This window comes from Streptomyces atratus (genome assembly GCF_900119365.1).
Taxonomy (GTDB): domain Bacteria; phylum Actinomycetota; class Actinomycetes; order Streptomycetales; family Streptomycetaceae; genus Streptomyces; species Streptomyces atratus_B.
On the sequence record NZ_FPJO01000006.1, the window covers coordinates 224,522 to 244,950 of the forward strand.

Genomic DNA, 20,429 nt, shown 5'->3' on the forward strand with positions numbered 1-20,429 from the left:
CCGGCCCTGTGGACGCGGTCTGTGCGCTCCCTGAAACTTGAAACGCCACGGGCGCCCCTGATCCCCGGCACGGTCCTGGTGTGACGGGAGCGTGCCCCTGCCCACTCGTACCGCTCGCCCGGCGCGCCCGTCGTACCCCGTCGGTGTCGACCCGTCGCCGGGAGGCAACCTGGTGCACCACGCCGTCGTCCTCAACGGCGGGTCGTCTCTAGGAGGTCATGCGGTGGGTAGGCACGCCGGCATCGTCACACCACTGCCGGAACTGCTCGGGCACCACGCCCTGCGCCTCGGGGACAAGGTCTGTTTCGAGGACCGGCTCAGGCGGGTGACCTACCGGGAGCTGGAACGCAGGACCGCACGGCTGGCCGGTCACCTGGCCGGACTCGGCGTGGCGCGCGGTGACCGGGTGGCCGTACTGCTCGGCAACCGGGTCGAGGCGGTCGAGAGCCTGCTCGCCGTCACCCGGGCGAGCGGCGTGGGCGTGCCTCTGGACCCCGGGAACTCGGAGGAGGAGCTGACCCGCCTGCTGGACGACAGCGGGGCACGGGTGCTCATCACCGACGACGCCTGCCTGACGCGACGGCGAACGCTGCCGCTGCGCCCCGGGCTGACCGTGGTGGTGGCCGAGGGCGGCGCCGAGGACGAGGCCGGGGACCGGCCCGCCGGGGTCGCGGGCGAGGTCGCGGGCGGGGTTCTGCGGTTCGAGGAGTTGGCGGGTACGGAGCCGCGGACGTCGGCCCGGGACGATCTCGCACTGGACGAAGTGGCCTGGCTGCTCTACACCTCGGGCTCCTCCGGTGTGCCCAAGGGCGTCCTGTCCACCCAGCGCAACCGGCTCTCGCCGGTCGCGACGGGCCTGGTCGGTGTCCTGGGCCTGTCCGAACGGGACCGTGTGCTGTGGCCGTTGCCCCTCCATCACGCGATGAGCCAGATCGTGTGTTTCCTCGGGGTGACCGCGGTGGGGGCGAGCGCGGTGCTGCTGCCCCGGTTCTCGGTGGCGGGGGTGCTCGGCGAACTGCGCCGTGGGGACACCTCGTTCACCTTGCTCGGCGGGGTTCCGACCACGTATTCGGCGCTGCTGGACGCGGTCCGGGGCGAGGAGAGCGGCAAGGCCGGCGGCGGTCTCGGCGGCCCCGCGCTGCGGGGTTGTGTCAGTGGTGGCGCGGCGGCGGGGCCCGGGTTCCACGAGTCCTTCGAGGCGATCTGCGGGGTGCCCTATCTGGAGCACTACGGCAGCACGGAGGTGGGACCGGTCACCATGCCGGCGCCGGGCGAGGCGACGGCGTCCGGGGCGTGCGGCCGGGTGCTGCCCGGCGTCCGGGTCCGGGTCGGCGGAGGGCCCGACGGCCGGGACACGGGCGAGGGCGAGCTGTGGGTCAGCGGGCCCGGGGTGATGGCCGGTTACCACGGCAGGCCGGAGGCCACCGCGGAGGTCGTGCGCGACGGCTGGTTCCGCACGGGTGACCTGGCCAGGATCGATGCCTTCGGTGGACTGGCGATCACCGGCCGGGCGAGTGATCTGATCATCCGGGGCGGGGTGAACATCCATCCTTCGGAGGTGGAGGCGGTGCTGCGGCGGTTGCCGGGGGTGGCGGACGCCGCCGTGGCCGGACGCCCGCACCCCGCCTTCGGCGAGGTGCCGGCCGGCTACCTCGTTGCCGAGCCCGGCGTCGTACTGGACAGGGGGCGCATCCTCGCCGCCTGCCGTGCGGAGCTGTCCGGCTTCAAGGTGCCCGCCGAGCTGTTCGAGGTGGAGGGCATTCCCCGTACCGCCTCCGGGAAGACCCTGCGGCGGGACCTCGCCGGCCTGCCGGCCCGGGCGCTGGGCGCGGAGGCCGCCGGGAAGCCGTCTCAGGACCTGCTGGCCCTGGTGCGGGGCGAGGCGGCGGCCGTGCTCGGCTGTACGGCCGAGGCGGTGGAGCCGAGCACGGCGCTGCGGGACCTGGGCATGGACTCCCTGACGGCGACGGTGCTGCGGGAGCGCTTGTCGGCGGTGACCGGTCTGCCGCTCTCCGAGGCCGTCGCCTTCGACTTCCCCACGGCCGCTGCGCTCGCCGCCCACCTCGGGGAACGGAACGCCGCCGCGCCGGGCGGCGCCGGGCCGGTGGACCGGAGTGCGGCCCGGTCGGACGACGATCCCGTGGTGATCGTGGGAATGGCCTGCCGCTATCCCGGAGAGGTGGCCTCTCCCGATGAGCTGTGGCGGCTGGTGGCCGACGGGAAGGACGCCATCGGCCCCTTCCCCACCGACCGGGGCTGGGACGTCCGGGCTCTGTACGACCCGGACCCCGGGCGGTCCGGACGGACGTATGTGCGTGAGGGAGGGTTCCTCTCCGGTGCGGACCGCTTCGACCCCGCCTTCTTCGGTATCTCGCCCCGCGAGGCGCTGGCCATGGACCCGCAGCACCGGCTGCTGCTCGAAGTGGCGTGGGAGGCCTTCGAGTACGCCGGTCTCGTCCCCGGCACTCTGCGCGGCTCGGCGACCGGGGTGTACGTCGGGCTGATGTACAGCGACTACGCGCGCGGCCTGGCGAGGACGCCCGAGCATGTCGAGGGGTACCTCGGCCTCGGCAACGCCGGAAGCGTCGCCTCGGGCCGTATCGCGTACGCCTTCGGCCTCGAAGGCCCGGCCCTCACCGTGGACACGGCGTGTTCCTCGTCCCTGGTGGCCCTGCATCTGGCGGCCCAGGCACTGCGCCGGGGCGAGTGTGCCTTCGCGTTGGCCGGTGGCGCCACGGTGATGTCGGGGCCCACGTCGTTCGTGGAGTTCAGCCGCCAGCGGGCGCTGGCGCCGGACGGCCGCTGCAAGGCGTTCGGTGCGTCCGCCGACGGCACGGGGTGGGCCGAGGGCGCCGGCATGCTGCTGCTGAGCCGGTTGTCCGAGGCGCGCCGCGCCGGGCTTCCGGTGCTGGCCGTGGTGCGCGGCTCGGCGGTGAACCAGGACGGGGCGAGCAACGGACTGACCGCACCGCACGGACCGGCGCAGCAGCGGGTGATCCGGCAGACGCTCACTGACGCGGGGCTGACTCCCGAGGACATCGACGCCGTGGAGGCGCACGGCACCGGCACCCGGCTGGGCGATGTCATCGAGGCGGAGGCCTTCTTCGCGACGTACGGGCGGCAGGAGCGGCAACGTCCCCTCCTGTTGGGCTCGGTGAAGTCGAACATCGGTCATACCCAGGCCGCTGCCGGAGTGGCCGGTGTGATCAAGATGGTGCAGGCGATGCGGCATGGTGTGCTGCCGCGTACGTTGCACGCCGACGAACCGACGCCCCGGGTCGACTGGTCGTCGGGGCGGATCGCGCTGCTGACCCGGCCGGTGGGGTGGCCCGCGACGGATCGTCCGCGCCGGGCGGGGGTGTCGTCGTTCGGGATCAGTGGCACCAACGCCCATGTGGTGCTCGAAGAGGCTCCGGGTGACGGGGAGGCCGCATCGCTGGGCGCCCCGGCGGACGGCGGGGCGGCGAGGGGCGCTGTCGGGCCAGGGGTGGAGCCGGAGTGTGCGGCGCGTCCCGGGCGGACCGCGGTGGCCTTTCCCGTGTCGGCGAGGAGCGTGCCGGGGCTGCGGGCCCAGGCGCGACGGCTGTACGACCATGTGGCCGCCGCTCCTGACGCGTCCCTGGTGGACATCGGGTACTCGCTCGCCACCACGCGTGCGGCCCTGGAACACCGGGCCGTGGTGGTGGCCCGGGACCGTGCCGGACTGCTCGGCTCCCTGCGGGCCGTGGCGGAGGGCGGCGGCCGGTCCGGGGTGCACACGGGCATGTCCCGCCATCACGGCTCGCCGGCCTTTCTCTTCACCGGTCAGGGCAGTCAACGTGTCGGCATGGGCCGCGAATTGTACGAGTCGCGGGATCTGCATCCGGCCTTCGCCGGTGCGCTGGACGAATGCTGTGCCCTCCTCGACCCGCTGCTGCCGGTGCCGCTGCGGGACGTCATGTTCGCCGGGCCCGGTACGGACACGGGCGCGTTGCTGGATACGACCCGGTTCGCGCAGCCGGCGCTCTTCGCCCTGGAGACGGCGTTGTTCCGGCAGTTCGAGGCGTGGGGGGTACGCCCCGCCCTGGTGGCCGGGCACTCGGTGGGCGAGGTGGCGGCGGCGCATGTCGCCGGGGTGCTGTCCCTCGCGGACGCGTGCACGTTGGTGGCGGCCCGGGGCCGGCTGATGGACGCGCTGCCTTCGGGCGGCGCGATGGCGGCCGTGGCCGCCGGCGCGGACGAGGTGGCTGCCCACCTCTACGGGACCGGGGGTGCGGTGGAGATCGCCGCGGTCAACGGGCCTGCCTCGGTGGTTGTCTCCGGCGACGAGACGGCGGTGCGGGAGGTGACCGCGTACTTCCGGGAGCGGGGCCGTTCGGTGACGCCGCTGCGGGTCGGTCATGCCTTCCATTCCGCTCGGATGGAGCCCGTGCCGGCCGAGTTCGCGGATGTCGTGCGGCGACTGTCCTTCGCCGCGCCGCGGCTGCCTCTGATCACCGCTGTGGCGGGCCGGGCGGCCACCGCCGAGGAGGTGTGCACGCCGGAGTTCTGGGTGGACCATGTCCGCCGTCCGGTCCGCTTCGCCGATTCGGTGGCGTACCTGGGTGAACAGGGCGCGGCACACTACGTCGAACTGGGGCCGGACGGGGTGCTCACCGGCCTGGTACGCGATTGCCTCGCCCTGTCCAAGCCGGACGCGGACGGCCCGGACGCGGGCGAAGCGGGCGGTGGTGAGCGGGGCCCGGTTCCGCTGGTTCTGCCGACACTGCGCGGGAAGCGGCCGGAGGCGGACGCCCTGCTCGACACGCTGGCCGCGTTGCACACCCATGGCGTCCCCGTCGACTGGCGGGCCGTCTTCGCCGGGTGCGGCGGGCGGCGCGTCGCACTGCCCACGTACGCCTTCCAGCGCCGCCGGTACTGGCTGGAGGCCGACCCGGAGCATCCGCCCGTATCGCCGACGGCCGGGCCCGCCCATCCGTTCCTGCGGTCGGGCACCCGCACGGCCGACGACGACGGGCTGCTGCTGAGCGGGTTGCTGTCGGTGCAGGACCAGCCGTGGCTTGCCGACCATGTGGTGGCTGGGGAGATCTTGCTGCCGGCGACTGCGTTCGTCGAAATGGCCCTCCACGCAGGCAAGTTGGCGGGTGCAGCCGTCCTGGACGAGCTCGTGCTGACCGCGCCGCTGCCGCTGCCCTCCGCCGGTGCCGTCGCCGTGCAGGTGAGGGTGGCGGGGGCGGACGAGGCCGGGCGGCGGGCTGTGCTCTTCCACTCCCGGCCGCATACTCCGGCGGGTGACGAGCCCTGGCTCCGGAACGCCACCGGCACTCTTTCGCCGGCGCAGCCGCCCGCGGACCGGGAAGCGGCCGCGGGCGGGACCGGCGGCGTGCCCCGGCCGGACGCGTCCTGGCCGCCGGAGGCGGCGATGCCCCTGCATGCCGATGGTCCGGGCACCGGACCGTATGAGCAACTGGCCGCCGACGGGCTGCGTTACGGCCCCGCCTTCCGGGGCATGCGTGCTGCCTGGAGGCACGGGGAGGAGCTGTACGCGGACGTCGCGCTGCCCGAAGCGGCCCGCACTGCGCGCCGGGAGGCGGACGGCCCGGAGTTCGTCCTGCATCCCGCACTGCTCGACGCGGCGCTGCACGCCCTGGCCCTGGACGGCCTTGTCGCGAACGGTTCCGGGGCAGCCGGTCCGGCGCACGGCGGCCTGTCCCTGCCGTTCGCCTTCAGCGGGGTGCGTGTGCACACCGCTGGTGTGCGGCGCTTGCGGGTACGGGTGGCCCCCGGGCCGGAAGGTCAGGCCGGGGTGGAGCTGGCCGACGAGACGGGCTCACCGGTGGCGACGGTCCGTTCGCTGGTGCTCCGGCCTCTTCCGCGTACCGGATCGACGACGGTGGACGCGGTCACCGGTGCTCTCCACCGGACGGACTGGGTGGCGACGGCCGAGCCGTCCGCACCCGTGGTGATGCCCTGCTGGGGGGTTCTGGGCGAGGCGGGCACACGGCTGGTGGATGCTCTGGCGCCGCCGGGTTCCGGCGTCCCGGTGTACCCCGGCCCGGCGGCGTGCGACGCGTCGTCGGCCGTCGTCGTGGCACCGTGCCCGCCGCCGGACACGACCGGCGGCGGGCAGGAGGACCAGGCAGCCTGGTTGCTGCGGGCAGCGGACCGGGCGCTGAGGCTCGTTCAGGAGTGGCTCGCCGAGCCGCGGCTGTCCCGCTCGCGTCTCGTCCTCGTGACGTCCGGTGCCGTCGCTCCGGCCGATGACGGATTCCCCGCGGATGGTACCGGTCGCGGGAGTGACGGCCGATCCGGCGGGACGGTGTCCGTACCGGCGCACACGCCGGTGTGGGGGCTGGTCCGCTCGGCCCTGCGGGAGAATCCGGGCCGCTTCGCCCTGATCGACGTGGACGAGCACCCCGACTCCTGGAGTGCCCTGCCCGCCCTGCTGGCCACTCCGGTGCCGGAGGCAGCCGTACGCCGGGGGACGGTGTACGTGCCGAAGCTGGTGCCACTGGCCGAGCCGGCACCGAAGTCACGGAAGAGGCGGCCGCTCGACCCGGAGGGCACCGTCCTGGTCACCGGCGGCACCGGTTCCCTGGGCATGCTGGTGGCGCGGCACCTGGTCACCGCGCACGGCGTCCGGCATCTGCTGCTCGCCGGCCGGCGCGGGCCGGACGCGCCGGGGGCGCGGGAACTCGTCGCGGAGCTGTGCGAGGCGGGCGCCCGGGTGACCGTTCACGCCTGTGATGTCGCGGACCGGACCGCCCTCGCGGCCCTGCTCGACGCGGTACCGGCAGCCCACCCGCTGACCGGCGTCGTGCACACCGCGGGGGTGCTGGACGACGGGGTCGTCGCGGCACTCACCACCGACCGGGTGAGGCGGGTGATGCGCCCCAAGGCGGACGCCGCCCTCGCCCTGCACGAACTGACCCGGGGTCACGACCTGGCCGTCTTCGCGCTGTTCTCCTCGGTGGCGGGTACGTTCGGCTCCGCGGGCCAGGCCAACTACGCCGCGGCCAACTGTGTGCTGGATGCCCTGGCGCGGCACCGCGGACGGCTCGGACTGCCCGGTACGTCGATCGTCTGGGGCCCCTGGCAGCAGAGCGACGGCATGATGGCGCACCTCGGCGACGCGGATCTGCAGCGGATGGCCCGTTCCGGGTTCGGCCCGCTCGGGCCGGATGAGGGCCTGGCTCTCTTCGACGCGGCCGTGGCCGGTGACGAACCCGTGGTGGTGGCGGCCCGCCTCGCCCCGGCCGCTCTCCGCGCCGGTGAAACGGCGGCGAACCGGCTCCGTACTCCTGCTGCCGACGCTGCCGATGGGGACGACACGGGCAACGGGGGCGGGAACCGACTCGGCCGGTCACCGGCGGCTGCTTCCCCCGGCGAGATGCGCGGGATGCTGCTCGCCAAGGTCCGGACCCTGGCGGCCCGCGTCCTGGGCCATCGGGAGGAGGCGGACGAGATCGTCGAGGACGCCCTGCTGGCGGACCTGGGGCTGGATTCCCTGGCCGCGGTCGATCTGCGCAACGAGCTCGCGGCGTGGACGGGGCTGGCACTGCCCTCCACGCTGCTGTTCGACTTCCCGACGCCGCGCGCGCTCGCCGCCGAGCTGACGCGGCGGTATGCCGTCGAGGCGCCTTCCGCCGGTGCCGCATCCGACGGCCGGGCACGGCCTGAGGCCGCCGGCTCACCGGACTCCCCCGGCCGGCCGGCGGACGACGGTCCGGGAAGCGGTCCAGGGGCGGGCGGTCCGCCGGACGCCCGGGTGCAGGTCGCCGGGGCACCGCATGCCGGGGAAGCCCCGGACTCCCTGGGCGTGCTCTTCCGTACCGCATGCGCCCGGGGCCGGAGCTGGGACGGCATGGCACTCCTCACCATCGCCGCGCGCCTCCGCCCGGTCTTCGACCGGACCGGGGCGCCCGGTGCGACGCACGAACCCGTCATGCTCACGGCGGACGGCGCGGGGCCTCGGCTGGTCTGCTTCCCCGCGCTCAGCGCGCTGTCCGGGCCGCAGGAGTACGCGCGCCTCGGCGCCGGGCTGCGAGGGCTACGGCCGGTTTCCGCGGTGCGGCACCCCGGGTTCGAGCCCCGAGAGGCTCTGCCCGCCACACTGGACGCTCTCGTCACCGCCCAGGCCGCTGCCGTCCGCGCAGCCACGGCCGGAGGCCCTCTCGTACTGCTGGGGCGGTCGGCCGGTGGCTGGGTGGCCCATGCCGTGGCCGAGCGTCTGGAGTCCGAGGGTGCCACCCCGGTGGCCGTCGTCCTGGTGGACACCTATCCCCCCGGTCACGGTGACCAGGAGCAGGCGCTCTCCACGATGACGTCGGACATGCTGCGCCGGGCGGCGAAGTTCGCCTCTGCCAGTCCCGATCGGCTCACCGCCATGGCCGGATACTTCGAGCTCTTCCGTGACTGGAAGCCCGCGCCGCTCGCCTGTCCCACCCTGTACGTACGAGCCCGGGACCCACTGCCCGGCGCCGAACCCGCCCCGGACTGGAACCGGCCGCACGCCGAGATCACTGTGCCGGGGGACCACTTCACCATGCTGGAGGAGCACGCCCGTACCACCGCACTCGCCATCCACCAGTGGCTCGGCGGCCGGCTCTGAGAACGCCCCGGGAGAGGTGCGGGTGGTGGGCGTGGACAACTGTCCCACGCACCCCCGCACCCGCCGCCCTCGCGTCGCCCGCGCACGACCGCCGCGCGTCTGCCGCCCGGTGCCGGGCTGTCGGCCGCGAGGGCCTGCAGCCCGCTCACGCGTTCTGCGCGAGGTCACCGCCATTCCGGGAGACGGTCAGGAGCACCGGTTCTGTCACGCCGGTGTCGCGTACTGCGGCGGCGGTGACTTCGGCTGCCCAGACGGCGGTGTCGAGCGACCAGGCCGGCAAGGAGCAATGGATCGACGCCGCGTTCCGCATTCCCTCGGTCTGCACCTCACCTACGAGCGAAGGAGCCAGCCCTCCTGCGGGTACGGAGGGCCGGCCGGGATGAATGGCCAGACGGCCGAAGGAGCGTTCGAGAACCAGCACGTTCACGTCTTGCGCCCGGTTCGACAGATCGGCGGATTCCCGGGCCGCGATGGTGAGCACACAGTCGGCCGCCGGTCCCGGCCCCGCAGCGGCCACCCAGTCCGCGGCCTGCGACAAGTAGACGAGGCTGTCGTCCGTGGACAGTTGCAGGGGCGCGACCGTGTGGAGACCGGTGAGCGTGTACGTGCCCATGTGGTGCAGTACGTCGCTGAGGACGGTGGCCACGGGCAGCAGGGGCAGCCGTTGGCCGCGCAGCTGTTCCTCCACGGCGACCTGGAGCCAGGCCAGTTGACGGACACGGTTGTCCTCGATCCAGTCCTCACCGGCGTCGTTGTGTCCCCATCGGAGGCCATCCAGTGGACCGCGGCCCAGGTGCGTGCTGCTCCAGCCGTAGGCTTCCGCCCTGGCCACGGCGAGACTGAAGACGTCCTCGTCCTCCAGGTCGTTCTCGGCAAGGAGGCGGTCGATCCACGGATGCCGGTGGAAGACTCCGTGCAGGCCCATGATGAGGGTCGGATCGCTCGCATCCACGCCACTGCGCTCCTTCTACGCTCCGCATGACAGGGTGACGGTCTTGGTGACCGCTTTCTCAGGGGAATGACCGTCCCGGCCACCCTCTTCCGGGCGTGGCCGGGACACGATGGCCCGTCGGCACGGTCGAGGCGACTACCAGGTCACCGGCAGGTTCCGGGGGCTCCGGGTGAGAGCGCTCCTGCGCCACTCGACGGCCTCGACCGGCACGGTCAGTCGCAGGTCGGGAAGCCGGGCGGCCAGCCGGTGCAGGGCGAGGCGGAGTTCCGTACGGGCCAGGGAGACACCCAGGCAGTAGTGCTGTCCGCCGCCGAAAGCGAGGGTGGGGTGTTCCAACGGGGCGAACAGGTCGACGAAGGGGTCACCGGGGAAGGCTACGGGGTCACGGTTGGCCGCGCCGCGGTCGAGGGTGACGAGGTCTCCGGCCCGGATGGTCACCCCTCCGATCTCCACGTCTTCGGTGGCGCGCAGCGGGTTGAAGTGTTTCGCGGGGTCGTTGAGCGGGATCAGGTGGGTCAGACGGTCGGCCACTGCGCCGGCGGCCGCTTCGTCGGAGCCCAGGCGGGCCCAGTCCTCCGGGCGTTCGTCCAGGAGGTAGAGGAGGGCGTTGCCCAGCATGGTCATGGTGGTGTCGTAGCCGGCCACCACGAGCGTGCTGACGAAGTTGACGAGTCGGGATTCGGGGATGCCGCCTTCGCGGTCGGCGGTCTGTACGAGGGTGCTGATCAGGTCCGGGCCCGGGGTGCTTCGGCGTTCGGCCATGAGGCGGGTGGCGAATTCGGTGAACTCCCGTGCGGCGTCGGCGGTTTCGTCCTCGGGAACGGAGGGATCGGGGAAGGCGAGCTCGGTCCAGCGCAGCAGCCGGGTGTCGTCGACGTCGTGGACTCCGAGCAGCTTGTTCATGACTGCGATGGGCAGGGGGCGGGTGTAGTGGTCGACGAGGTCTGTGGGCGGGCCGTGTTCGGCAAGGTCGGCGACGAGCCGGTCGGCGACCTCGGCGACCATGGGCGTCACCCGGCCGACCCCGCGAGGGGTGAGGACCCCTTTGACTGTGTGGCGCAGTCGCAGGTGCCCGGCGCCGTCCTGCTTGGTCATGGCGTCGGGGGTTTCGATGAGGGGCGAGGTGGCCGTCGCGGGCAGCATGGCTCGGGTGAACCGGTCGTCGGCCAGCACCTGGCGGACGTCGTCGTAGCGGGTGAAGTGCCAGGCAGGGCTGCCGCCGGGCAGCGTTGTGTGCCGGGGCGGGCCGGGGGCGGCGAACGTCAGCCGGTGCAGGGGAAGGCGTTTCTCGTCGGCGGTCATGGTCCTCCTGACCCCGGGGTACGCGGACGCGTCATCATCCTGACATCACTCGAGCACACAGCGTGCAGATGACTACTGTCAGTGTGTCGCCGGCGCGGCACGCCGTGTCCGTGAGTTGCGGCTCCGGTCCGCTTCTCACAACCATCCGGAGCGCTGTGCCTGCAAGGCCATCTGGAAGCGGTTCGCGGCGCCCAGCCGGGCCATCAGGATCTGCAGGCGACGGAACAGCGTGCGGCGGCTGATTCCCAGTTCGCGGGCGATGGCGTCGTCGCTCGCGCCGCCCGCGAGGAGCCACAGCAGTCGGCGGTCGGCGGGTGGCAGACCGCCCGGGTGCGTGGTGCGGCCGTGGAACGGCAGGGCGTTCTGCCAGGACTGCTCGAACAGCGCCACGAGGGCGGAGAGCAGTCCGCACGGCTGCACGACCAGCATGGTGTTGTGTACGTCGGCCTCTTTGATCGACAACGACACGAGCGCGTACGCCTCGTCGATGATCACGAGTTTGACCGGTACCGACGGCAGTACCCTCGCCTGTTCACCGGCCTTGATGCACGGTTCGATGACGTCCTTCAGGTGGCCCGGATGTTCCAGTGACTCCCGCGAGTACACGACGCGCTGCGTCACACCGCGGGCGAGCGTGGCCAGCGCGTCGTCCGTGGCTCCGGACAGGGGGAAGTACGGCGGTGACTCGAACTGCCGGATCTGGTCCCGGGCGCTCGCCCAGGCGTGACGCATCCTGGGGCCGATGGCCTCGCCCGTGACGACCTCGACGAGATCGTCGTTGTACGCGGCGAGCCGCTGCCGCCGGAACGACTCGAACGCGCCCCCGACGGTGATGCGGGACTCCTCGATCTCGGCCGCCCTGTGCCGGGCGAGGATCTCCAGGCCCGCGGTGGGCGGAACCGGGGCCACCATGTCCCCGCCTTCCTCGGCGGCACTGGTCAGACCGGCGTCGACCAGCGCACCGTACGCCTCGGCCAGTTCCGCACCGTCCAGCCCGGACGCGGCCGCGACCTCACTCAGCGGAGCGGGCGCCAGTTCGAGCAGCGCCAGATAGACCCGGCTCGCCGCGTGATCGATTCCCAGAAGCCGGAGAGCCTCGCCGAGTTTCACGTTCGCCATATGCCTCATTGTCGACGACTCCGGTCAGCGCCGTGGCCGATCCGTGCCAGTGACACTCCTGGGCACCGGGCGCGGGCGGTGCGGGGTACCGTCCGGGAGCCGCCGACGAACGGCGGCAGCGAGGGTCCCCGAGCCGCCGCGCCGCGAGCAAGGCCATCCGGACGGCTCATGCCACCCCTCGCGCTGAGGAAACCCACCGGAAGAAGGTGTACGCCGTGGCGAAAGGCCGCAAGAACGGTCTCTACTCAGGGATCTCCGAGGAACTGTCCGCTCTGATGCGGACGGGGTGGGCGGACACCGAGCGGCACGACCTGCGGCCCGACGAGCAGGCCCCGTATGCGGACCGTCGCCGCGCCGCGCTCTCCGCGCGCTTTCCCGGCGAACGCCTCGTCGTTCCCTCGGGGAATCTCAAGGTCCGTTCCAACGACGACACCTACCCGTTCCGGCCGTACTCGGGCTACGTGCACATGACCGGGGACCAGGCACGGGACGGCGCTCTCGTCCTCGAACCCCGTGCGGACGGCGGCCATGACGCCTACTGCTACCAGTTGCCGCGGGACAGCCGGGACAACAACGAGTTCTGGACCGGTTCCACGGCGGAGCTGTGGATGGGCCGGCGCCGCTCCCTCGCCGAGTCGGAGCTCGTGCTCGGTCTGCCCTGCCGGGACGTCCGGACGGCGGCCGACGACCTGGCCGCCGCCTCCGGTGCGCCGACCCGGATCGTCCGCGGTGTCGACCCGTCCCTGGAGGCCGCCGTCACCACCGAGGAGGAGCGTGACGACGAACTCGAAGAGGCGCTCAGCGAACTCCGCCTCGTCAAGGACGACTGGGAGATCGCCGAGCTCCGCAAGGCCGTGGACTCCACGGTGCGCGGATTCACCGATGTGATCGGTGAGCTCTCCACGGCGATCGCGTCGTCCGAGCGGTGGATCGAGGGCACGTTCTTCCGCCGCGCACGCCTGGAGGGCAATGCCGTCGGTTACGGCTCGATCTGCGCCGCGGGCGAGCACGCCACGATCATGCACTGGACGGACAACGACGGTCCGGTGCGCCCCGGGGAACTGCTCCTGTTCGACGCGGGCGTGGAGACACACACCCTCTACACCGCCGATGTCACGCGCACGCTTCCGATCAGCGGCACCTTCACGCCCCTGCAGCGCAAGGTCTACGACGCGGTGTACGAGGCGCAGGAAGCCGGTATGGCAGCGGTCAAACCGGGTGCCGCGTACCGGGACTTCCACGAGGCGTCCCAGCGCCACCTGACGGCCCGGCTGGTCGAGTGGGGCTTCATCGAGGGCCCGGCCGACCGTGCGTACGAGCTCGGCCTCCAGCGCCGCTTCACCATGGCGGGCACCGGCCACATGCTCGGTCTGGACGTCCACGACTGCGCGCAGGCCAGGAACGAGGAGTACGTCGACGGCGTGCTGGAGCCGGGCATGGTGCTCACCGTGGAGCCCGGCCTGTACTTCCAGCCGGACGACCTCACCGTGCCCGAGGAGTGGCGCGGCATCGGCGTCCGGATCGAGGACGACCTGGTCGTCACCGAGGACGGTCACGAAAACCTGTCGGCGGGCCTGCCGAGGTCGGCGGACGAGGTCGAGGCGTGGATGGCCCGGTTCGCGAGCTGACGGAGTCGCGGAAGAAACCGGACATACTGACCACGGGCGTGGTCGGCGCGGACTCGTCACCATCGCTTCGGCGTCGGCCCCGTGGGACTTCTCTCCCCCGCCCGTAGGACACACGGAAACCACCCGGTTAAAGGCGACATGATCTGTCGCCTTTAACGTGCACCGTGGTGCCATGAACAAGGACAGGAACACCCAGTACAACGGCCAGGACGGCCCACTCGCCGGCCGGATCGCGCTCGTCGCCGGGGCCACCCGCGGCGCGGGACGCGCCCTCGCCGTCGAACTCGGCCGCGCCGGCGCCACCGTCTACGTCACCGGCCGCACCACCCGCCGGCACGCCAGCGAGGTCGGCCGGACCACGGAGACCATCGAGGAGACCGCGGAACTGGTCACCGCGGCCGGCGGCACCGGAATCGCCGTCCCCACCGATCACCTGGACGAGGACCGGGTACGCGCCCTCGTCGAACGGATCGACCGCGAGCAGGGACGGCTCGACATCCTGGTCAACGACCTCTGGGGCGGCGAGCACCTGCTCATCGGCTCCGTCTTCGGCAAGAAGAGCTGGGAGACGCCGCTCGCCGACGGCCTGCGCATCCTGGAACTCGGGGTGCGCTCGCACGTGATCACCGCGGCGCTCGCCCTCCCGCTCCTGGTCCGCTCCGACGCGCCCCTGCACGTGGAGGTCACCGACGGCACGGCGGTCTCCAATCGCCGTTACCGCGAAAACCTCTACTACGACCTCGCGAAGAACGCCCCGATCCGGATCGCCTTCGGGCTGGGCGAGGAACTGGCGGAGTACGGGGGGATGGCGGTCGCCGTCACACCGGGCTTCCTGCGCTCGGAACAGATGCTCGCCCACTTCGGCGTGAGCGAGGAGAACTGGCGCGACGCCGTCGCCCAGGAACCGGGCTTCGCGATCGCCGAATCGCCGCACTACCTCGCCCGCGCGGTCGCCGCGCTCGCCGCCGACCCGGACCGGGCCGCCCGCTGGAACGGGAAGTCCACCTCCAGCGCAGAGCTCGCCAGGGCGTACGGCGTACGGGACACCGACGGCAGCCGGCCGGACGGCTGGGCGTACTTCGAGGACGTCAGGTACGGCGGCAAGGACAGCTCCCCGGACGACTACCGCTGATCCTCCGGCCCCGTGCCGTACAGGACAGCGATGGCCTGCGCAGGCCCGCGGAAGCGGGCGCAGGACCACCGGACCAGCGCCTGAGCGCCTTCACGAACGGCGCCCGCAGCGCACCCGCCGGCGGTCCCGCTGTACCCGGCGCCGTGCCGGATACAGCGGGACCGGGAAGATGAATACGGCGACTCAGGTCCGGGCGGCACCCGGCCACCGACGATGAAGATCGACACCGTCGAGATCTGGAGGCCGCTCCGTGCTCAGCGTCTGCCTGCGGAGAACTTCTCAGTGGCCCGTCCGGTTCCCTGCCCACACCGTGGGGGTGCGGCCCGACCACGGTTCGGCCTGTTCGAGTTGTCCGGCGAGGCGGAAGAGGCGGTCTTCGCGCCCGTAACCGGCGGCGAACTGCATACCGATCGGGAGCCCCGTCCCGGTGTCGGCCGTCACGGGCACGGACATGGCGGGCGTGCCCGCGACGTTGAACGGCATGGTGAAGGGTGAGCGGTCGTTGAGGCGGTCGATCCAGCCGAGACCGTCCAGCGTCTCCGCGCCCTCGGCATAAGTGCCCAGGGGCACGGGAAGCTCGGGCAGGGTCGGGGTGAGCAGTACGTCGTACGCGTCGAAGTACCGTGCCGGGCTTCGGGCGACCCGGTTCCGGATCGCGAGGGCGGTGACGAACTCGGCGCCGCCGACCCGCTTCCCGTAGTGGTAGCCGGCGAGGATCATCGGCTCGAGGGTCGAGGAGTCGACGGGCCGGTCGAAGGCGGCGGCCAGTTCGTCGAGCGAGGCCGTGAGATTGGCCGTCAGCAGACGGGCGTTGGCCACGACGAACTCCGTCGACATCGGGGCCCATATGTACGCGCCCACGGAGTTGCCCTGCTGCCCGGCCCTGCCGGCTTTCGCGGCGACCATCAGCGAGACGCCGCCGGTGTGAACGGTCATGCACATCGAGCACATGCTGCGCCGCGTCTGCCAGGAGGTGGCGCTGGAGCAGCGCAGGGCGAGTGCCGTCGGGCGGCCGTCCAGCTCGGTGGCGAGGTAGGCCCGGCCGGGGGCCTGGGGGTCCCTCCAGCCGAGGAAGTCCAGGTCGTCCCAGGGCCGTTCGGCCAGGTCGTGGGGGATGGACAGGCGCTTGGCCTCTCCCTTGGTGCAGTTCACGGAGGCGGTGCGGATCTCCCGCGCGGTCAGAGGTTTCATGAACGACACGCCAGTTTGCCTAAAACCTTTAGGCAAATGCATAATGATTTTCGCTGAATAGGAGGAAGGTTATGGTCAGAGTAGGGCTGACACCGGAGCGTCTGACTCTGGCGGGGGCGGAACTGGCCGACGAGGTCGGCTTCGATCAGGTGACCGTCTCGGCACTCGCCCGGCGGTTCGACGTCAAGGTCGCGAGTCTGTACTCGCACCTGAAGAACTCACACGAGCTCAAGACCCGGATCGCACTGTTCGCACTGGAGGAACTCGCCGACCGGGTTGCCGATGCCGTGGCCGGGCGTGCCGGCAAGGACGCCCTGGCCGCCTTCGCGGATGCCTATCGCGACTATGCGCGGGAGCACCCGGGGCGCTACGCCGCAGCCCGTCTCAGGCTCGATCCCGAGACGGCGGCCGCCAGCGCCGGGGTACGGCACGCACAGATGACGCGGGCGATCCTGCGCGGCTACGACCTGACGGAGCCGGACCAGACGCACGCGGTGCGGATGCTGGGCAGCGTCTTCCACGGCTACGTCAGCCTGGAGCTGGCCGGAGGCTTCGAGCACAGCGCCCCCGACTCGCAGGAATCCTGGGCCTGGATCGTCGATTCCCTCGACGCTCTGCTGAGGAACCGGGCCACACCCTGACCGGCCGTCCGCACCGCCGGAGGCGGTCACCCGCGCCGGGCACCGGCGCATCCGAGCACCGAACATTCCGGAAATCTTGATCAGCAGGCTGAGGAAATGAACACCGAGCACGACACGATCACCACACCTGTCACCACGGACATCCTGCGCGGCTTCCTCGACGTGGAAGCGACCGCGCACGGTCTGCTGCCCCATCGGCTGCCCGCCCGGGCACGCAGGCAGATCCCCGACAACCAACTGGCCGTGGCCGAGGCCCAGCCCTCCGGCGTGCGGTTGGCCTTCCGTACCCGGGCCACCACGATCGAACTGGACACGCTGCCCACCAAGCGCGTCCTCCAGGGATTCCCGGCCCCGGCGGACGGCGTGTACGACCTGCTGGTCGATGGCCGTCTCGCAGCCCAGGCCACAGTTGCCGGCGGCAACGTACGCACGATCACCGACATGGTCGCCCAGACCTCCGAGTTGTCACCGGGACGTGCCGGCACCGCCCGGTTCACCGATCTGCCGGCGGGCGACAAGGACATCGAGATCTGGCTCCCGCACACGGAGATCACCGAACTGATCGCCCTGCGCACCGACGCCCCCGTCGAGAAGGCTCCGGACAGCGGGCGCCGGGTGTGGCTGCACCACGGCAGTTCCATCAGCCACGGCTCGAACGCCACTCATCCGACCGCCATCTGGCCGGCCCTGGCAGCCGCCCGGGGCCGGGTGGACCTCGTCAATCTGGGGTTCGGCGGCAGCGCGCTGCTCGACCCGTTCACCGCCCGTGCGATGAGGGACGCGCCCGCGGACCTGATCAGCGTCAAGGTCGGCATCAACGTCGTCAACAGCGACGTCATGCGCCTGCGCGCCTTCTCCCCCGCGGTCCACGGCTTCCTCGACACCATCCGAGAGGGGCACCCGACCACGCCGCTGCTGGTCGTGTCCCCCCTCCTGTGCCCGGTCCAGGAGGACACCCCCGGTCCTCTCGCGCCCGACTTCGACGGCGGCTCCCTGCGGTTCAAGGCGACGGGCGATCCGGCCGAACGCGCCGCCGGGCGCCTGACGCTCGACATCATCCGCGACGAACTCGCCCGGATCGTCGAGCAGCGGGCGGCCGACGACCCGAACCTGCACTACCTCGACGGCCGTGACCTCTACGGCGAGAAGGACTACGCACAATTCCCGCTGCCCGACGAGGTCCATCCTGATCCGGCAGGACACCGCCGCATCGGCGAGAACTTCGGGCGGCTCGCGTTCGGCGAAGGCGGCCCTTTCGCGACCAGGATCAGCTGACCAGGACCGGCCGCCTGACAGGTTGCTCCAAAACAGCACCGGTTCGAGCGGGAAAGGGGACCAGCAATGTTCGATTCACCTGATCTCGATCTGGCGCCGTACGGCGACATCGACATGACGAAGTACGTACGGCGCAGCTACTGCAGTTGGAATGATGCCGGGCAATCACTCCTCGTGCAGTGTTTCGCGCATGCCCGCCAGGTCGAGAACCTGCTGCTGCCCGGAACCTCCGACCTGCATCTCGTGCTGTGCACGGCCGGACGAGCCGTCATGCACGTCGGCTCCGAAGGATCATCGACCAGGCGCCGGTGGACGGCCGGGCGGCTGGAACTGATGGTGCCGGGTCGGTCGACGGCGCGCAGTTACGTTGCGGCTTCCGCCCTGTCCACCGTCCAGGTGCATCCCCGCACGCCGTCGTGAAGCGGACCGCAGATCAACTGGGTGGCCGGGAGCCGGACTTCGAGGCGATATCCGCCGGGCTGGGCACGGGCGACCCGGTCGTCGAGAACCTCCTGCGGTCGCTGCCGGCCCGTCGGGAGGCGGGCGACCTGTACGCCGGGTCGTCGGCGGCGTTCCTCGCGGTCCATCTGCTGTCCCGGGGCCGGGAACCACGCGTACCGGGGAGTGAGCACGCTGCCGTCCGCAGAGGCGCTGCCGTCATGCAGGACCGCCTGGCCGAGCCGCTCACCCTCGCCGACATCGCGGCCGAAGTGCACCTGAGCGTCTATCACTTCGTACGCGTCTTCCGGAACGCCACGCACGCTGGTGCAGCGGAGCACGATCTCGACATCGACCGCGACACACCTGACCTACGACGTCCTCTGACGGCGCCGTACGGCGTGGGTCCGCTGCGTGGTGGGTGGTCATGGCCGGACACCGTGCCGGGGCAGCCGCATGCCCGCTATTGCGCGTGGCGCAGCTTGAGAATGTACGTCGCGGTGAGCGCAACGGCACGATCTTCGTCATGTGACAGATCCGCGAGGGCACGTGACGCCAGACCTCCCGGAATGTCCGCGAGCGCCTGCGTCAGCCGTCGTCGTGCGGGCGGTCCAGTGGTGTCGTGGGCCAGGCGGTCGACGAGTCCGGCGGCGATCCGGTCCTCCCACGCGGGATCACTCGCCAGCGTGCTCAGTGCATCGGCTGCGTCGACGTCGTTGCTCTCCTCGACGATCATGTCGATGAGCGTCGGGACCGCGTCGGCTGCTCCACGTGCCCCGAGCGCCAGAGCCGCGTACCGGCGGACCACGATGTCGGTGTCGGGGTTGGTGAGAGCGTCGTGCAGCAGTGCGGTCGCCTCACCGTTCGGAATCTCGGCGATGGACTGGACGGCACGCTTCCGCACCTCGGCCGCGGGTGAGCCGAGGCCCTTCGCCAGCAGTGCCGGTCCGTCCTCGCCAGATTGCGCCAGAGCCCAGCGAAGGGCTCCGGCGACGTTCGGGTCCCGCTCGCTCAGCACGGCCTCGACCAGTGCTTCCACCGGCACGGGCACTGCCTCGACCGCGGACAGGGCCGCGCGCTGCCGCGCCGCCGCGTTCTTCGACCCCAACCCCTGGAGGAGCGTGACGACCTGGAGGACGTCCTCCCAGCCGGCGGGTTCCGCGGCACCGATCCGACAAAGTCGCGTGAGCAGTTCCGTCTCCGCTGCGATGCGGTCTCGCGTCTGGCGGATGAGGTCGTCGACGAGTTCCGCGGGCGCGAAGCCGGGGTCGTCGAGCGCGCGCCCGACGTCGCGCAGCGACAGCCCCAATGAGCGCAGGCTCTCGATGTGGAAGATCCGCCGGATGTCCTCGCCGGAGTACTCCCGGTAGCCGGAGCCGGTACGGCCCGTTGGCCGTACCAGGCCGAGCGATTCGTAATGCCTGAGCATGCGGGCGCTGACCCCTGACCGCCGCGCGACATCACCGATCAGCACTGCCTACCGCCCCTCGTCGCCGGCCCCGCCGAGGGCCACGATGCGCTTCGCCTCCTCGATCGCGAACTCGAATCCGGCATCCGGGTCGCGCCACAGCCGTTCCGTGGCGATCGCGTGCGCCCGCACGCGAGGGTCGGGATCCGTCGTCGCGGCGCCCAGTGCCGGCAGCATCACCGCCCCGAGCGCGATCAGCGCCCGGCTGAGGCTCAGCTGCGTCTCGCGTTCGCCGCGTCCGAGCTGCGTCGCCAACACTAAGGCCAACGCGTACTCCTCACCTTCGGGCACCAGGACGACCGCTGCCCGCCAGGCGCTCCGGGCCACCTCGTCGTCGGCGTCGGACAGCAGCGCCGGTGTGATCGCCGGCCACGCCTGCCGATCCCCGATCTTGGACAGAGTGTGCAACGCCTGGCTCCGTGCCTGCGCACGATCCGAGCGGACTTCGTCGAGAAGCACCGGAACCGTCATCGCTGCCGTGTGGCGGGTGAGTGCCCACGTCAGCATTTCGCGTACGTAGAACTCGGGCTCGACAGCGCATCGCTCGACGAGTTTGCCGATGAACCCCGGGTCCGGGGTCGTGCCGACCGCCAGCGCCGCCTGCAGCCGGACCGACGAGCTGTTGTTCTCCAGCCCCTGGAGAGCCCGCGTCGTTTTCGTGTCCTCTTTCGGCATGGTCATCAGGACCACCTC

General features: G+C 71.8%; 11 protein-coding genes and 3 pseudogenes. 7 read left to right on the forward strand and 7 right to left on the reverse strand.

The window, feature by feature from the left end; all coding sequences use genetic code 11:
• Nucleotides 1-223: 223 nt before the first annotated feature.
• Nucleotides 224-8,590 carry a type I polyketide synthase gene (locus BT364_RS13645; RefSeq protein WP_072485412.1) on the forward strand — a complete coding sequence of 2,789 codons (8,367 nt, stop codon included), beginning with the start codon at nucleotides 224-226 and terminating at the stop codon, nucleotides 8,588-8,590.
• Nucleotides 8,591-8,735: 145 nt separating this feature from the next.
• Here BT364_RS13645 and BT364_RS13650 read toward each other — a convergent pair whose 3' ends face one another.
• From BT364_RS13650 to BT364_RS13660, 3 genes are all read right to left on the reverse strand, one after another.
• The gene (locus tag BT364_RS13650) at nucleotides 8,736-9,542 is read right to left on the reverse strand and encodes a hypothetical protein (RefSeq protein ID WP_079179453.1); all 807 of its coding nucleotides are present in this window, start codon (nucleotides 9,540-9,542) and stop codon (nucleotides 8,736-8,738) included.
• A gap of 135 nt (nucleotides 9,543-9,677) precedes the next feature.
• Nucleotides 9,678-10,844 carry a cytochrome P450 gene (locus tag BT364_RS13655; protein WP_072485413.1) on the reverse strand — a complete coding sequence of 389 codons (1,167 nt, stop codon included), beginning with the start codon at nucleotides 10,842-10,844 and terminating at the stop codon, nucleotides 9,678-9,680.
• A gap of 135 nt (nucleotides 10,845-10,979) precedes the next feature.
• Nucleotides 10,980-11,963 carry a helix-turn-helix domain-containing protein gene (locus BT364_RS13660; RefSeq protein WP_177328118.1) on the reverse strand — a complete coding sequence of 328 codons (984 nt, stop codon included), beginning with the start codon at nucleotides 11,961-11,963 and terminating at the stop codon, nucleotides 10,980-10,982.
• A gap of 215 nt (nucleotides 11,964-12,178) precedes the next feature.
• Between BT364_RS13660 and BT364_RS13665 the strand changes: the two genes are divergently transcribed.
• Together BT364_RS13665 and BT364_RS13670 are read left to right on the forward strand one after the other, a co-directional pair.
• Nucleotides 12,179-13,591 (forward strand): aminopeptidase P family protein, encoded by a 1,413-nt coding sequence (locus BT364_RS13665; protein WP_072485521.1) that lies wholly within the window; start codon nucleotides 12,179-12,181, stop codon nucleotides 13,589-13,591.
• A gap of 172 nt (nucleotides 13,592-13,763) precedes the next feature.
• A complete protein-coding gene (locus tag BT364_RS13670; protein ID WP_072485415.1) occupies nucleotides 13,764-14,723 on the forward strand; it encodes an SDR family oxidoreductase in 960 nt (319 codons plus the stop codon).
• 279 nt (nucleotides 14,724-15,002) lie between these two features.
• Here BT364_RS13670 and BT364_RS44165 read toward each other — a convergent pair.
• Together BT364_RS44165 and BT364_RS44170 are read right to left on the reverse strand one after the other, a co-directional pair.
• Nucleotides 15,003-15,551 (reverse strand): annotated as a pseudogene (locus BT364_RS44165) (amidase family protein); the annotation flags it as partial.
• Nucleotides 15,540-15,914, reverse strand: a pseudogene (locus BT364_RS44170) (FBP domain-containing protein); the annotation flags it as partial. The pseudogenes BT364_RS44165 and BT364_RS44170, both read right to left, overlap by 12 nt.
• A gap of 71 nt (nucleotides 15,915-15,985) precedes the next feature.
• Between BT364_RS44170 and BT364_RS13685 the strand changes: the two are divergent.
• From BT364_RS13685 to BT364_RS42905, 4 genes and pseudogenes are all read left to right on the forward strand, one after another.
• Entirely contained in the window at nucleotides 15,986-16,555 is a 570-nt protein-coding gene (locus BT364_RS13685; protein ID WP_072485416.1) for a TetR/AcrR family transcriptional regulator, read from the forward strand.
• 96 nt (nucleotides 16,556-16,651) lie between these two features.
• Nucleotides 16,652-17,830, forward strand: coding sequence for a GDSL-type esterase/lipase family protein (locus BT364_RS13690; protein WP_072485417.1), 1,179 nt, complete (start codon nucleotides 16,652-16,654; stop codon nucleotides 17,828-17,830).
• Between the two features lie 66 nt (nucleotides 17,831-17,896).
• On the forward strand, nucleotides 17,897-18,250 hold the full coding sequence (locus tag BT364_RS42900; RefSeq protein WP_256259751.1) for a hypothetical protein: 354 nt from the start codon (nucleotides 17,897-17,899) through the stop codon (nucleotides 18,248-18,250).
• A gap of 239 nt (nucleotides 18,251-18,489) precedes the next feature.
• A pseudogene (locus BT364_RS42905) lies at nucleotides 18,490-18,543 on the forward strand (hypothetical protein); the annotation flags it as partial.
• A 188-nt stretch (nucleotides 18,544-18,731) separates the two neighbouring features.
• On the opposite strand, the gene BT364_RS13700 reads toward BT364_RS42905, so the two are convergent.
• Together BT364_RS13700 and BT364_RS13705 are read right to left on the reverse strand one after the other, a co-directional pair.
• Nucleotides 18,732-19,742, reverse strand: a complete 1,011-nt coding sequence (locus BT364_RS13700) for a MerR family transcriptional regulator (protein WP_072485418.1) — start codon at nucleotides 19,740-19,742, stop codon at nucleotides 18,732-18,734.
• Nucleotides 19,743-19,745: 3 nt separating this feature from the next.
• Nucleotides 19,746-20,417, reverse strand: a complete 672-nt coding sequence (locus BT364_RS13705) for a HEAT repeat domain-containing protein (RefSeq protein ID WP_072485522.1) — start codon at nucleotides 20,415-20,417, stop codon at nucleotides 19,746-19,748.
• Between the last annotated feature and the right edge of the window lie 12 nt (nucleotides 20,418-20,429).